General features: G+C 57.0%; 14 protein-coding genes. 5 read left to right on the top strand and 9 right to left on the bottom strand.

Annotation, left to right across the window (positions count from 1 at the left end):
* Positions 1–2 precede the first annotated feature (2 nt).
* From ypfJ to dapA, 4 genes are all read right to left on the bottom strand, one after another.
* Positions 3–878 (bottom strand): KPN_02809 family neutral zinc metallopeptidase, encoded by an 876-nt coding sequence (gene ypfJ, locus AC3EMD_RS06640; protein WP_012540912.1) that lies wholly within the window; start codon positions 876–878, stop codon positions 3–5.
* Between the two features lie 119 nt (positions 879–997).
* Positions 998–1,711: a phosphoribosylaminoimidazolesuccinocarboxamide synthase gene (gene purC / locus AC3EMD_RS06635; RefSeq protein WP_002913801.1), complete on the bottom strand. Its 714-nt coding sequence runs from the start codon at positions 1,709–1,711 to the stop codon at positions 998–1,000.
* A gap of 228 nt (positions 1,712–1,939) precedes the next feature.
* The gene (bamC, locus tag AC3EMD_RS06630) at positions 1,940–2,974 is read right to left on the bottom strand and encodes an outer membrane protein assembly factor BamC (protein ID WP_008803834.1); all 1,035 of its coding nucleotides are present in this window, start codon (positions 2,972–2,974) and stop codon (positions 1,940–1,942) included.
* Between the two features lie 16 nt (positions 2,975–2,990).
* Positions 2,991–3,869: a 4-hydroxy-tetrahydrodipicolinate synthase gene (dapA, locus tag AC3EMD_RS06625; protein WP_002913803.1), complete on the bottom strand. Its 879-nt coding sequence runs from the start codon at positions 3,867–3,869 to the stop codon at positions 2,991–2,993.
* A 153-nt stretch (positions 3,870–4,022) separates the two neighbouring features.
* On the opposite strand from dapA, the gene AC3EMD_RS06620 reads away from it, so the two are divergent.
* A complete protein-coding gene (locus tag AC3EMD_RS06620) occupies positions 4,023–4,589 on the top strand; it encodes a glycine cleavage system transcriptional repressor (protein ID WP_002913804.1) in 567 nt (188 codons plus the stop codon).
* Between the two features lie 3 nt (positions 4,590–4,592).
* On the top strand, positions 4,593–5,063 hold the full coding sequence (bcp, locus tag AC3EMD_RS06615) for a thioredoxin-dependent thiol peroxidase (RefSeq protein WP_008803833.1): 471 nt from the start codon (positions 4,593–4,595) through the stop codon (positions 5,061–5,063).
* A 60-nt stretch (positions 5,064–5,123) separates the two neighbouring features.
* Here the strand turns inward: bcp and AC3EMD_RS06610 are convergent, their stop codons facing one another.
* Positions 5,124–6,188: an AI-2E family transporter gene (locus tag AC3EMD_RS06610; protein WP_008803832.1), complete on the bottom strand. Its 1,065-nt coding sequence runs from the start codon at positions 6,186–6,188 to the stop codon at positions 5,124–5,126.
* A gap of 54 nt (positions 6,189–6,242) precedes the next feature.
* Positions 6,243–6,359 (bottom strand): hypothetical protein, encoded by a 117-nt coding sequence (locus AC3EMD_RS06605; protein WP_012540910.1) that lies wholly within the window; start codon positions 6,357–6,359, stop codon positions 6,243–6,245.
* 51 nt (positions 6,360–6,410) lie between these two features.
* On the opposite strand from AC3EMD_RS06605, the gene bepA reads away from it, so the two are divergent.
* The 3 genes from bepA to AC3EMD_RS06590 all read left to right on the top strand — a co-directional run bounded on the left by bepA (position 6,411) and on the right by AC3EMD_RS06590 (position 9,283).
* Positions 6,411–7,874 carry a beta-barrel assembly-enhancing protease gene (bepA, locus tag AC3EMD_RS06600; protein ID WP_008803831.1) on the top strand — a complete coding sequence of 488 codons (1,464 nt, stop codon included), beginning with the start codon at positions 6,411–6,413 and terminating at the stop codon, positions 7,872–7,874.
* A 9-nt stretch (positions 7,875–7,883) separates the two neighbouring features.
* Positions 7,884–8,243, top strand: coding sequence for an arsenate reductase (glutaredoxin) (gene arsC / locus AC3EMD_RS06595; protein ID WP_008803830.1), 360 nt, complete (start codon positions 7,884–7,886; stop codon positions 8,241–8,243).
* A gap of 128 nt (positions 8,244–8,371) precedes the next feature.
* Positions 8,372–9,283: an Rpn family recombination-promoting nuclease/putative transposase gene (locus tag AC3EMD_RS06590; protein WP_012967455.1), complete on the top strand. Its 912-nt coding sequence runs from the start codon at positions 8,372–8,374 to the stop codon at positions 9,281–9,283.
* On the opposite strand, the gene AC3EMD_RS06585 is transcribed toward AC3EMD_RS06590, so the two are convergent.
* From AC3EMD_RS06585 to upp, 3 genes are all read right to left on the bottom strand, one after another.
* Positions 9,280–9,981: a DnaA inactivator Hda gene (locus AC3EMD_RS06585; protein WP_020947395.1), complete on the bottom strand. Its 702-nt coding sequence runs from the start codon at positions 9,979–9,981 to the stop codon at positions 9,280–9,282. The genes AC3EMD_RS06590 and AC3EMD_RS06585 overlap by 4 nt on opposite strands.
* Positions 9,982–10,079: 98 nt before the next feature.
* Positions 10,080–11,366, bottom strand: coding sequence for a uracil permease (uraA, locus tag AC3EMD_RS06580; protein ID WP_012540908.1), 1,287 nt, complete (start codon positions 11,364–11,366; stop codon positions 10,080–10,082).
* Positions 11,367–11,452: 86 nt separating this feature from the next.
* The gene (gene upp / locus AC3EMD_RS06575) at positions 11,453–12,079 is read right to left on the bottom strand and encodes a uracil phosphoribosyltransferase (RefSeq protein ID WP_004201927.1); all 627 of its coding nucleotides are present in this window, start codon (positions 12,077–12,079) and stop codon (positions 11,453–11,455) included.

Genomic DNA, 12,079 nt, shown 5'->3' with positions numbered 1-12,079 from the left:
GATTACAGCGCGCTGCCGAAGGTATTGCACTGCGCCGGATCGCCGCTGTCGAAACCGCGTTTGAACCAGGTGTAGCGCTGTTTTGACGTGCCGTGGGTAAAGCTGTCCGGTACCACGCGCCCCTGGCTCTGCTGCTGCAGACGGTCGTCGCCGATGGCTTCGGCAGCGTTCAGCGCCTCCTGCAGATCGCCGGTTTCCAGAATATCCTGCTGCTGCATATTATGGCCCCAGACGCCGGCGAAGCAGTCCGCCTGCAGCTCCATCTTCACCGACAGACGGTTGGCTTCGGCCTCGGTGGCATGCTGCTGTTGCTGGCGAACTTTCGGCTCAATGCCCAGCAGTTTTTGCACGTGGTGGCCCACCTCATGAGCAATGACGTACCCCTGAGCAAAGTCGCCGTCGGCGCCCAGTTTATTTTTCATCTCATCGTAGAAGGACAGGTCGATATAGACCGTGCTGTCGGCAGGACAGTAGAACGGCCCCATCACCGACTGACCGGTGCCGCAGCCGGTACGGGTCGCGCCGCGGTAGAGCACCAGTTTTGGCTGGGGGTACTGGCGGCCCATCTTTTCAAAGATCGGTCCCCAGGTATCTTCGGTGGTGGCCAGAATGACGGAAGTAAACTTCGCCGCTTCATCGTCTTTCGGACTGATGGAGCGCTGCGTGGAGGTCTGCTGCTGCGGCATCGGCTCCCCGGTCAGCATGCCGGTCAAATCCACGCCGTAGTAGCCCGCCACCAGCACAATAATCAGCAGTACAATGCCGCCCTTCCCGCTCGGCAGACGGAAACCGCCGCCCCCGCTGCCGCCAAACGGCGAGCCTGATTGACCACGTCGATCTTCAACATTGTCGCTTTCGCGACGCCCTTGCCAGCGCATAAGCACCTCATTCCCTGTTATGTATCAATAGCAGAGATCGTAGGCGGTTCAGCGCAGGATTACCACAGGAAACAGCAAGAGACGCCAGAAGATGAGGCCATCTTCTGGCGGCGAGCGGGTTAGTCGAGTTTAACGCCCAGGCGGTGAGCCACTTCTTCGTAGGCTTCGATCAGGCCGCCAAGGCTCTGGCGGAAGCGGTCTTTGTCCATTTTATCGAGGGTATTTTTATCCCACAGGCGGCTGCCGTCCGGCGAAAACTCGTCGCCCAGCACCACTTCGCCTTTGAACAGACCAAACTCCAGCTTAAAGTCCACCAGAATCAGACCGGCGTCATCGAACAGCTTTTTCAGCACGTCGTTGGCTTTGTAGGTCAGCTCGCGCATCCGCGCCAGATTCTCTTTGCTCACCCAGCCGAAGGTTTCGCAGTAGGAGTCGTTGACCATCGGATCGTGCATAGCATCGTTTTTCAGGAACAGGTCGAACAGCGGCGGGTTCAGCTCGATACCTTCTTCAATGCCTAAACGTTTTACCAGCGAGCCTGCCGCACGGTTACGCACCACGCACTCTACCGGCACCATATCCAGTTTTTTCACCAGACATTCGGTATCGGAAAGCAGCGCTTCCATCTGGGTAGGGATGCCCGCTTCTGCCAGTTTGCTCATAATGAAATGGTTGAACTTGTTATTCACCATGCCTTTACGATCGAACTGCTCGATGCGCGCGCCATCACCTGCTGACGTATCGTTACGGAATTCCAGTACCAGCAGGTCCGGATTATCGGTGCTGTATACTGTCTTCGCCTTACCACGATACAACTCAGCTTGCTTTTTCATCTTTCACTACTCCAGTGATATTGAGCCTAAAAATACGTTTCCACCTATACACAAAATCATTCAAAGTGCATCGAGGCAGCAACTGAGCGAATCCCCAGGAGCTTACAAAAGTAAGTGACTGGGGTGAACGAAGGCGGCCAACAAAGAGGCAATTTGAAGGATGATGTGTATACGCACACGTTTGCGTCACTATATATTAAAAGGGCCGGATTGCTCCAGCCCTTTTGATTACTTGTTAAATGCGGCCTGGAATACGGCTACCAGGGCGTCATTTTGCGACTGCGTCAGAGTGTGACCTTTCGGGTCGATGAACTGCAGGCTACTGCGGTTATCGAGGTCACCGACCTGCAGTTTGTAGTCACCGGAGGCCAGCTGCGGGTCACGTGCGCCCAGCTCCTGCCAGCTGCTGTCAGACAGCGGCTTGTAGGTCAGCGCCATGCTGCCCTGAGAGCGCGTGCTGTCGGTCACTTTCATTCCCACTTTTTCGAGGGCGCCCGGCAGACGTTGCCACACCATGTTAAACGGCGCGCGAACGACAAGCATCGGCAGGCCGGTGTCATCGGCAGCGCTCTGCACGTCGAAGGTGGCGCCAGCACTGCGCTGGGCCGCGTTCTGGGCGCTGGTGGCGCTCGCATCAAGGCCTTCAGAAATGACGTTCAGCATGGCGGTGCTGTAGCGCTGCAGTGACGCCGGATCGGCAACCGGTTTACCCGCCTGCTCCAGATTCACCAGCTTAACGACCACCGCTTGCTGATAGCCCTGCGGTTTGACGGAGATTTGATAACGACCGCGATACTGCTGATCTTCATCAAGGCGGTTCCACTCAACCCAGTCGGTGTTCAGCGTCTGGCTCGCATCATCGCGTTTCGCGATAACGTAGTTCTTCGACTGAAGGATACTGGTGACCTGCGCCCACAGCGAGCCGCTGCGGCCGTTCTCAACCATCAGCGTCGCGGTATCGCCATTAAACTGGGTCCGCGCACCGCTGACCAACGCCAGCGGCTGCGCCGGCGGGCGAATGTCCAGCGCTTTGCCCACCGCGCCGGTGCTGTTGGCCACCGGAATGTTGTAATCGCCCACCTGAATCGGCAGGATCATCCCCGCCGGCGCGTGAAGTTCGCTCAACGGTGACGCCTGTAAATAGGCCTCATCACCGCTCACCTGACGCTTATAGCGCGAGTCGGAACTACAGGCCGCGAGGAGTAGAACCAGCGAAACACCCGCAACCTTCGCCAGGCGCGACTTCTGTACTGAGTAAGCCATCAAATCTCCCTAAACTTTACAGCAAACCGGCATGCTTCAGCGCGGCGGTGACGGCTTCACGACCATGGTCGGTGATGGGCGTCATCGGCAAGCGCAGCGTATCGGTCGCCACAAGACCCAACGCCTTGCATCCCCATTTCACCGGGATAGGATTGGGTTCGACAAATAATTTTGTATGCAGTGGCATCAGACGCTGATTAATCGCACGCGCTTCGGCAAATTGACCCGCCAGCGCCAGACGGCACATGTCGGCCATTTCGCGCGCCGCCACGTTGGCGGTGACGGAAATCACGCCCACGCCGCCGAGCTGCATGAAGTCCATACCGGTCGCATCGTCACCGCTCAGCAGAATAAAGTCGTCTGAAACCAGCTCTTTGATCTGGTGAACGCGACTTAAGTTCCCTGTAGCTTCCTTAATACCGACAATATTTTTAATTTCCGCCAGACGGCCAACGGTTTCCGGCAGCATATCGCAACCGGTACGGGACGGCACATTATACAGAATTTGCGGCAGGTCAGTATGTTCAGCGATAGCTTTAAAGTGCTGGAACAGGCCTTCCTGGGTCGGGCGGTTATAATAAGGAGTGACCGTCAGGCAGCCGACAACACCACTGTCGTTAAAACGTTTGGTCAGGCTAATCGCCTCTGCGGTTGCATTGGCTCCCGTGCCAGCGATAACTGGAATACGCCCGTCGGCCAGTTCCAGCGTCATCATCACGACGTCGCCATGCTCTTCATGGCTCAGCGTTGCGGATTCACCGGTAGTCCCTACCGAAACGATCGCCGAGGTTCCGTTGGCGACATGGTAATCAATCAGTTTTTTCAGGCTTGTCCGGCAGACATTACCGTTTTCATCCATCGGCGTGACAAGCGCTACAATACTTCCCGTGAACATGGGCCATCCTCAGAGCAGAAGTGCGACAAGATTCTCAATGTTACGTTTGGAGCTGCAATAAAAGCAAGAGACCCGACGCCATCAGGGATGTTGTATGGCGGTTTTTTTTATGCTTTCCTAATGTTACCTCACCTTTTTAAAGGAAGAACAGGTTTGACAGCCTCATTACAACACTATCTGGTTATTACCGCCCTGGGGGCTGACCGTCCCGGCATCGTGAATACGATCACTCGCCACGTCAGCAGCTGCGGTTGTAATATCGAAGACAGCCGGCTGGCCATGCTCGGTGATGAGTTTACGTTTATCATGCTGCTTTCCGGGTCGTGGAATGCGATTAACCTGATCGAATCAACCCTGCCGCTGAAAGGTGCGGAGCTGGAATTGTTGATCGTGATGAAACGCACCACTGCGCGCCCGCCGCAGGCCATGCCAAACACCGTTTGGGTCCAGGTTGAGGTGCCGGACTCACCGCATATCATCGAGCGCTTCACTGCCCTGTGCGATACCTGGAATATGAATATTGCGGAACTGGTGTCCCGCACTCAGCCGGGAGACGGCGATTCCGCGCAGCTTTTTATCCAGATAACTGCCCACAGTCCTGCGACGCAAAATGCAGCAAATATCGAACAAGCATTCAAAGCCCTATGTACAGAACTGAACGCACAAGGCAGTATTAACATCGTTAATTATTCACAGCATGATGAACAGGATGGAGTTTAACCCATGACCCCACTGAAAGCCGGTGATATCGCACCGAAATTTAGCTTACCGGACCAGGACGGCGAGGAAGTAAATTTAACCGACTTCCAGGGACAACGTGTCCTGGTTTATTTTTACCCGAAAGCCATGACCCCGGGCTGCACCGTCCAGGCGTGCGGCTTGCGCGATAATATGGACGACCTGAAGAAAGCCGGTGTAGAAGTGCTGGGCATCAGCACCGATAAACCGGAAAAGCTCTCCCGTTTCGCCGAGAAAGAGCTGCTGAACTTCACGCTGCTGTCTGATGAAAACCATCAGGTTTGCGAGCAGTTTGGCGTCTGGGGCGAAAAATCCTTCATGGGGAAAACCTACGACGGTATTCACCGTATTAGTTTCCTCGTCGATGCCGATGGCAAAATCGAACACGTCTTTGATGACTTCAAGACCAGCAATCACCACGACGTGGTGCTGAACTGGCTGAAAGAAAACGCCTGATGCAGAGCAAGACGCCGGGGGAGGAGATCCTCACCCGGCGTCTTTTTTATCCCGAACACGTCAGTCGTCGTCAACCACCAGGCCATCCGGCCAGGCATGCACTACCGCTTTAATCAGCGTGGCCAGCGGAATGGCGAAGAAGACGCCCCAGAACCCCCACAACCCGCCAAAGATCACCACCGACAGGATAATCACCAGCGGGTGTAAATTGACCGCTTCCGAGAACAGCACCGGGACCAGCAGGTTGCCGTCCAGCCCCTGAATAATCAGATAGACCGCGAACAGGCTCCAGAACTCGGTGCCAGCGCCAAACTGAAACAGCGCCACCCCCACCACCGGAATGGTCACCACAAACGCGCCGATATAGGGGATCAGCACCGAGAAGCCCACCAGCACCGCCAGCAGCAGCGAGTAGTTGAGGCCAAAGAGAATAAAGCCGATCCAGGTGGCGACGCTGACGACAATCATCTCCAGCACCTTGCCGCGAATGTAGTTGGTGATCTGCTGATTCATCTCCTTCCAGACCTGCCCGGCAAGGCCACGATTACGCGGCAGTACGCGGCGCACCGCGTTGAGCATCTGCTCTTTATCCTTCAACAGGAAGAAGACCATCAGCGGCACCAGCACCAAATAGACCGCCAGGGTAAGCAGCCCCACCAGCGAGGCCAGAGAGTACTTCACTACCGAGTCGCCCACCGTCAACATCCGATTGCGCATATTTTCCGCCATCGCATCGATGATGCCGGCATCCATTAACGCAGGATAGCGCCGCGGCAGCGTAGCGGCAAAATCAGAGAGTTTGTTGAGCATACCCGGCATATCGCGGATGAGATAGATCCCCTGCTGCCAGGCCACCGGCAGCACCACAAAGGCCAGCAATAGCAGGATGCCCACAAAGAGAATCAGCACCAGCGAGGTCGCCCAGGTGCGCGACAGGCCAATCCGTTCCAGACGAACCGTCGGCCACTCCAGCAGATAGGCCAGTACGATAGCCACCAGTAACGGCGCTAACAGACCGCTGAAAAAGAACATGATGCCGAAACCGGCAAGCAAAATAACCAGCAGCGCTATCGCCTCAGGGTCGCTGAATCGACGGCGGTACCACTGCATTAACATCTCAAGCATAAAACCTTCCCTGAAGGGCCAAGCGGCGACAATCCGGGGAATTGTATCGAAATGTCACAAAAAAGACTTCGCTTTTTGATGCGCCGCAGACAAACCGTTCTCCGCCGTGAAGATCATATTTTCAAGGCGGCCAACGCCAGCTAAACTCGCTGGGATGCGGCCAGGGAACATTGCGTCGCACAATCGGTCAAACTGGCACACCCACATTACAGGACAGAGGTTATGTTCAGGCAGTTGAAGAAAACGCTGGTGGCGACCGTCATCGCCTCGCTGACGCTGGGTTCGATAGGCCCTGCTTTTGCTGACTCCGCAGATACGCTGCCGGACATGGGGACCTCTGCAGGAAGCACGCTGTCGATTGGTCAGGAAATGCAGATGGGGGATTACTATGTGCGCCAGCTGCGCGGCAGTGCGCCGCTGATTAACGATCCGCTGCTGGTACAATATATCAACGGGCTGGGCATGCGTCTGGTGGCACACGCCAACTCAGTGCGCACCCCGTTCCATTTCTATTTGATTAATAACGACCAAATCAACGCCTTCGCCTTCTTTGGCGGCAACGTGGTCCTCCACTCCGCCCTGTTCCGCTACTCTGATAATGAGAGCGAACTGGCCTCTGTCATGGCGCACGAAATCTCCCACGTTACGCAGCGGCATCTCGCCCGCGCGATGGAAGATCAGAAGCGCAATGCGCCGCTCACCTGGGTCGGTGCCCTGGGTTCGATTCTGCTGGCGATGGCCAGCCCGCAGGCCGGGATGGCGGCGCTGACCGGGACGCTGGCCGGTACCCAACAGGGCATGATCAGCTTCACCCGCCAGAACGAAGAAGAGGCCGACCGGATTGGCATTCAGGTTCTGCAACGCTCGGGATTCGACCCACAGGCTATGCCGATGTTTATGGGTAAACTGCTTGACGAGTCGCGCTACTCGACGCGACCGCCGGAAATGTTGCTCACCCACCCCCTACCGGAAAGCCGACTGGCCGATGCCCGTAACCGCGCCAACCAGATGCGCCCGGTGGTGGTACAGTCCTCGGCGGACTTCTATCTGGCGAAGGCGCGTACCCTCGGGATGTACACCAACGGCGACAACAAGCTGGGCACCGATCTGCTGAACGCCTGGGATAAGGGCAATATTCGCCAACAGCATGCCGCCCAGTATGGTCGCGCTCTGCTGGCGATGGAAAGCAACAACTTTGACCAGGCACGCAAAACGCTGCAGCCGCTGCTCAGCGCCGACCCGCAAAATGCCTGGTATCTCGACCTGGCCACGGATATCGACCTCGGGCAGAAGAAAACCAGCGACGCCATCAATCGCCTTAAAAACGCCCGCGAGCTGCGCACCAATCCGGTACTGCAGCTGAACCTGGCCAACGCCTTACTGCAGGGCGGACAGCCCGGGGAAGCGGCGACCATTCTGAACCGGTATACCTTTACCAATAAAGAGGATGGCAACGGCTGGGATCTGCTGGCCCAGGCGGAAGGCGCGCTGGGCAATCGCGACCAGGAGCTGGCGGCGCGGGCAGAAAGCATGGCGCTGGTCGGTCAGCTGGAACAGGCGATTTCCCTGCTCAGCAGCGCCAGCTCGCAGGTGAAACTTGGTAGCCTGCAGCAGGCGCGTTACGATGCCCGTATCGACCAGCTACGCGATCTGCAGGCCCGCTTCCGCCCCTATCAAAAAATGTAAGGAGACCCCATGACCGACGCGGTAACAATTTACCATAACCCACGCTGCTCGAAGAGCCGCGAAACGCTGAGCCTGCTGCAGAGCCGCGGCATCGATCCACAGGTGGTGCTTTATCTCGACACACCGCCGGATGCCGATACGCTGCGTGAGCTGCTGCAGCTGCTGGGTATGGAGAGCCCCCGCGAGCTCATGCGCCAGAAGGAGGATCTGTACAAATCGCTCAATCTTGCCGACCAGGCGCTTAGCGACGCGGCGCTGATTCAGGCGATGGTCGACAATCCTAAGCTCATTGAACGCCCTATCGTCGTCAGCCGCGGCCAGGCGCGTATTGGCCGCCCGCCGGAGCAGGTCCTTGAGATCGTAAGCTAACCCACCTGCGCCGCGCTTTCGCGGCGCTTTTTTTTACGTGGCCGATTCCAGATCTTCCACGCCAATCCCTCCCGCCCGCCGGACGATGCTACTGTTCATCTATCGCTCAATCCACTGGGCGGATGAACATGAAAAAACCGACCTCCACGCCCCATGACGCGGTGTTTAAAACCTACCTCTCCCATCCCGATACCGCCCGCGATTTCCTGCAACTGTATCTGCCCGAAACGCTGCTTAAAGTATGCGATCTGCGTACGCTGCACCTCGAGTCGGGGCATTTTGTCGAAGACGATCTGCGCCCCTTTTATGCCGACATTTTGTATTCCCTGAAAACCACGGCGGGAGACGGTTATATTTATGCGCTTATCGAACACCAGAGCACGCCCGACCGGCATATGGCATTTCGTCTGATGCGCTATGCCATCGCCGCCATGCAGCGTCATCTCGATGCCGGTCACGATCAACTACCGCTGGTGATCCCTGTCCTCTTCTACCACGGTCTGGCCAGCCCCTACCCATACTCTCTACGCTGGCTCGATGAATTCGCCGCCCCGGAACTGGCCAGCCGTCTTTATCACGAAGCGTTTCCGCTGGCGGACATTACCGTCATTCCGGATGACGACATTGCCACCCACCAGCGCATGGCAACGCTGGAGTTACTGCAAAAACATATTCGACAACGCGATCTGGCGCAGCTCCTCGACAAGCTGAGCGAATTATTATTGACTGGACTGGCGACACAATCGCAGGTACAAGCCCTGATGCACTATCTGGTGCAGGCAGGCAATACGCGCGAGCCGATCAAGTTCATACGCGAACTGGCGTTACGTACGCCGCAGCATAAGGAGACGTTGATGACGATTGCGGAATATCTCGAGCAACAGGGACTGGAGCGGGGACTGGCGCAGGGGCGACAGGAAGGCCGGAAAGAAGAGGCACAGCGTATCGCCGCCGCCATGCTACACAGTGGCCTGGCGCGCGATCTGGTCGCTCATCTGACCGGACTGACGGAGCAGGAGCTGGCCCCACTGGCGGACTAGAGCTTAAGGATCTCTTTCACGAAGGGGATCGTCAGCTTGCGCTGGGCGGTAATCGAGGCGTGATCCAGCTGATCGAGGGTCATAAACAGCGAGCGCATCTCGCGATCCAGCCGCTTCAGCAGGAAGCGGCACACGTCTTCCGGCATCTCGAAGCCGCGCAGTCTGGCGCGTAGCTGCAGCGCCTGCAGTTTGTCTTCATCCGACAGCGGCTGCAGCTTATAGATCTGCCCCCAGTCCAGCCGTGAGGCGAGGTCCGGCAGACCAAGATTCAGCTGCCGCGGCGGCCGATCGCCGGTGATCAGCAGTCGGGTTTTGCCTGATTCCAGGATCCGGTTGTAGAGATTAAAGATGGCCATTTCCCAGGGCTCATCCCCGGCGACGCATTCAATATTATCAATGCAGACCAGCGCCAGCTGTTCCATCCCCTCCAGTACCTCGGGCACAAACCACGTCCGTTTATCCAGCGGCACGTAGCCCACCGCATCCCCGCGCTGGGAAAGCTCGGCGCAGGCGGCGTGTAACAGGTGGCTGCGACCTGCCCCTTCACGTGACCAGATATAAATGTACCCGCTGTGTTCCTGGCGCAGTACGTTCTGGAGGGCAGCAAGTAGGGAAGGATTATCACCCGGCCAGAAACTTGCGAAGGTTTCGTCGTCAGGAAGATACAGTGGCAAAGAGAGCTGTGCCGGTGCGTTCAGATGGACCTCAACATAGGCTTACAGAAAAACGCGGAGAGTTTACCACAGATTTAGGTCAGGAGAGAACCGGGCGGGATCGCCGCCCGGTCAGGAGATCGTTATTTAACCTCTTCGCTATCCGCCGCGTCGAGGACCACCTCTTCCGGACGCAGGACGCTGATAAGCTTGAAAATCAGGCTCAGCGCGATGCCCACGATGGTCGCCAGCGCCATCCCTTTCAGCTCGGCGGCGCCAATGTGTACTTTAGCGCCGCTGACGCCGATGATCAGGATCACGGAGGTGAGGATCAGATTCTGCGCTTTACTGTAATCCACCTTCGATTCAATCAGTACGCGGATCCCCGAGGCGCCGATCACCCCGTACAGCAGTAGCGAAACGCCCCCCATCACCGGTACCGGAATGATTTGGATAGCCGCCGCCAGTTTGCCGACGCAGGAGAGCAGAATCGCAATGATCGCCGCGCCGCCAATAACCCAGGTACTGTAAACCCGGGTAATCGCCATCACGCCGATATTTTCACCGTAGGTGGTGTTGGGCGTCGAACCGAAGAAGCCGGAGATGATCGTCGACAGGCCGTTGGCAAACATCGAACGATGCAGACCCGGGTCGCGGATCAGATCGCGCTTAACGATATTGGCGGTCACCACCAGGTGCCCGACGTGCTCAGCAATCACCACCAGCGCGGCGGGCAGAATGGTGAAGATAGCAAACCACTCAAAGCGCGGCGTGTAGAAGGTCGGCAGCGCGAACCAGTGCGCCTCGGCGATCGGGGTGGTATCGACCACGCCCATCACAAACGACAACGCATAGCCCACCAGCACACCAATCAGGATTGGAATAATCGCCAGGAAGCCGCGGAACAGCACAGAACCAAATACCGTCACCGCCAGCGTTACCATCGAAATAATAATGGTTTTGCTGTCGGGGGCTTGACCGTCGGCTGGCAGCAGCCCGGCCATATTAGCCGCCACACCCGCCAGTTCGAGGCCGATAACCGCCACGATGGCGCCCATCGCCGCCGGCGGGAACATCACATCCAGCCAGCCGGTACCGGCTTTTTTGACAATAAAGGAGACGAGGCAGAACAGCACGCCGCACATAATAAAACCACCCAGCGCCACTTCGTAGCCCAGCGGCAACAGCAGCAGTACTGGAGAAATAAAGGCGAAACTCGATCCCAGATACGCCGGGATTTTGCCTTTACAGATAAAGAGGTACAACAGCGTACCAATACCGTTAAACAGCAGGACGGTGGCCGGGTTGATGTGGAACAGGATTGGCACCAGCACCGTTGCGCCAAACATAGCAAACAGGTGCTGCAAACTAAGCGGGATAGTCTGTAAAAGCGGCGGTCTTTCACTCACCCCGATAGCACGGCGCGTCATAGTGTTTTCCTCTGAGATGGTTAGTTATGTGTGTTTTATTCAAAAAAAAGCCGACTTTCAAAGTCGGCTTATTTATCGTTATTCGATTATTTCGTACCAAAGATCTTGTCGCCGGCATCGCCGAGACCGGGAATGATATACCCGTGTTCATTCAGTCCCTTATCGACAGAGGCGGTGTACAGCTCAACGTCCGGGTGCGCTTTCTCCAGCGCGGCAATCCCTTCCGGCGCCGCCACCAGTACCAGCACCTTGATGCTGGTGCAGCCGGCGTTTTTCAGCAGATCGATAGTGGCGATCATCGACCCACCGGTGGCCAGCATCGGGTCAACCACCAGCGCCATACGCTCATCAATGTTGGACACCAGCTTCTGGAAGTAAGGTACCGGCTCGAGAGTCTCTTCATTACGATAGATACCCACCACGCTGATACGCGCGCTGGGGACATGCTCCAGTACCCCTTCCATCATGCCAAGGCCTGCGCGGAGGATAGGCACAACGGTAATTTTCTTGCCCTTGATCTGCTCAACTTCCACCGGGCCATTCCAGCCTTCGATGGTCACTTTCTCGGTCGCCAGATCGGCGGTGGCTTCATAAGTCAGTAAGCTGCCCACTTCTGAGGCGAGTTCACGGAAGCGTTTGGTGCTGATGTCGTGCTCGCGCATCAGGCCCAGCTTGTGTTTGACGAGTGGGTGTTTGACTTCCACAATCTTCAT

It is taken from the genome of Klebsiella sp. PK18 (assembly GCF_057784655.1).
The sequence above is the reverse complement of the archived record's forward strand: the minus strand, read 5'-3'. Positions and strand labels throughout refer to the sequence as shown.

Coding starts and splice junctions, on each gene's coding strand:
- purC (WP_002913801.1), bottom strand. CDS start 1,711: ATGAAAAAGCAAGCTGAGTTGTATCGTGGTAAGGCGAAGACAGTATAC.
- dapA (WP_002913803.1), bottom strand. CDS start 3,869: ATGTTCACGGGAAGTATTGTAGCGCTTGTCACGCCGATGGATGAAAAC.
- AC3EMD_RS06590 (WP_012967455.1), top strand. CDS start 8,372: ATGAAAAAACCGACCTCCACGCCCCATGACGCGGTGTTTAAAACCTAC.
- uraA (WP_012540908.1), bottom strand. CDS start 11,366: ATGACGCGCCGTGCTATCGGGGTGAGTGAAAGACCGCCGCTTTTACAG.
- bepA (WP_008803831.1), top strand. CDS start 6,411: ATGTTCAGGCAGTTGAAGAAAACGCTGGTGGCGACCGTCATCGCCTCG.
- upp (WP_004201927.1), bottom strand. CDS start 12,079: ATGAAGATTGTGGAAGTCAAACACCCACTCGTCAAACACAAGCTGGGC.
- AC3EMD_RS06610 (WP_008803832.1), bottom strand. CDS start 6,188: ATGCTTGAGATGTTAATGCAGTGGTACCGCCGTCGATTCAGCGACCCT.
- ypfJ (WP_012540912.1), bottom strand. CDS start 878: ATGCGCTGGCAAGGGCGTCGCGAAAGCGACAATGTTGAAGATCGACGT.
- arsC (WP_008803830.1), top strand. CDS start 7,884: ATGACCGACGCGGTAACAATTTACCATAACCCACGCTGCTCGAAGAGC.
- bcp (WP_008803833.1), top strand. CDS start 4,593: ATGACCCCACTGAAAGCCGGTGATATCGCACCGAAATTTAGCTTACCG.
- AC3EMD_RS06605 (WP_012540910.1), bottom strand. CDS start 6,359: ATGTTCCCTGGCCGCATCCCAGCGAGTTTAGCTGGCGTTGGCCGCCTT.
- bamC (WP_008803834.1), bottom strand. CDS start 2,974: ATGGCTTACTCAGTACAGAAGTCGCGCCTGGCGAAGGTTGCGGGTGTT.